This is a genomic window from Actinomadura meyerae, from assembly GCF_900188445.1.
In the GTDB taxonomy this organism is placed as follows: domain Bacteria; phylum Actinomycetota; class Actinomycetes; order Streptosporangiales; family Streptosporangiaceae; genus Spirillospora; species Spirillospora meyerae.
Map to the genome: position 1 here is coordinate 1 of NZ_FZOR01000120.1, position 1,027 is coordinate 1,027.

The following is a 1,027-nucleotide window of genomic DNA, read 5'->3' on the forward strand; positions in this document are numbered from 1 at the left end:
CTAGGGCGTGTCTCAAAGGCAGGTCAGCCAGTCGTTGATGACGGCGATGTGGAGGACGGCCTCGTAGCGGACGGCGAGCTTGTCATACCGCGTGGCCACGGCACGGTGGCGTTTGAGCCGGTTGATGGCGCATTCGACGGCGTGCCGCTGCCGGTAGTCCAGCTTGCAGAACACCGGTGGGCGTCCACCACGGCTGCCTCGCCTGGTGCGGTTCCGGGCCTGGTCGGCCTTGACCGGGATGGTGCACTTGATGCCGCGTCTGCGCAGGTAGGCGCGGTTGGCTCGGGAACTGTAGGCCTTGTCGGCACGGACCCGGTCGGGCCGGCTGCGAGGACGCCCCGGCCCCATCCGCGGCACGGCGATCCGCTCCAACACGGGCCGGAACTGCGGCGAGTCACCACGCTGACCGGCCGTGACCACCAGCGACAGCACCCTCTGGCCCTGCTCGCACGACAGGTGGACCTTGGTGGTCAGGCCGCCACGCGAACGCCCCAGCGCGTGGTCGGCGGGCTCACCACCGCCGGGCGCGGGAGGTTCGGCCTGCTCATCGGGACGGGTACGGGCACCGGCCGCATGCTGGTGCGCCCGGGCGATGGTGGAGTCCACACTCACCTGCCAGCAGACCAGCCCGGCCGCGTCCGCCCGCCCCTGCAGGCCGGCCACGATCCGCGCCCACACTCCCGCCCGCTGCCACCGGCGGAACAACGCATACACCGCCTGCCAAGAGCCATAACACTCCGGGACGTCCCGCCACGGCGCGCCGACCCGCACCCGCCAGCGGATCCCGTCGATGAGCTGCCGTTTCGTCCACTTCGACGGCCGACCCGGCCCTCTGGGGACCGGCAGCAGCGGCTCCAGCACCGCCCACTGCCCATCGGTCAGGTCGAACCGCCGCGTCACCGCTAGGGTGGCCACGAGGTCTCCGGTATTACAGGTTCTTCTTCGTCGATGAACCCATCTACCGGAGACCTCACTACTTAGAGATCACGACACACCGTCACACACCCGACTTCGAGACACGCCCTAG

The 1,027-nt window shown here is 69.8% G+C and carries 1 protein-coding gene; it reads right to left on the reverse strand.

Features of this window, described 5'->3' with window-relative positions:
- Positions 1–12 precede the first annotated feature (12 nt).
- Positions 13–915 (reverse strand): IS5 family transposase, encoded by a 903-nt coding sequence (locus tag CHF16_RS39185; RefSeq protein WP_089331242.1) that lies wholly within the window; start codon positions 913–915, stop codon positions 13–15.
- Positions 916–1,027: the final 112 nt, after the last annotated feature.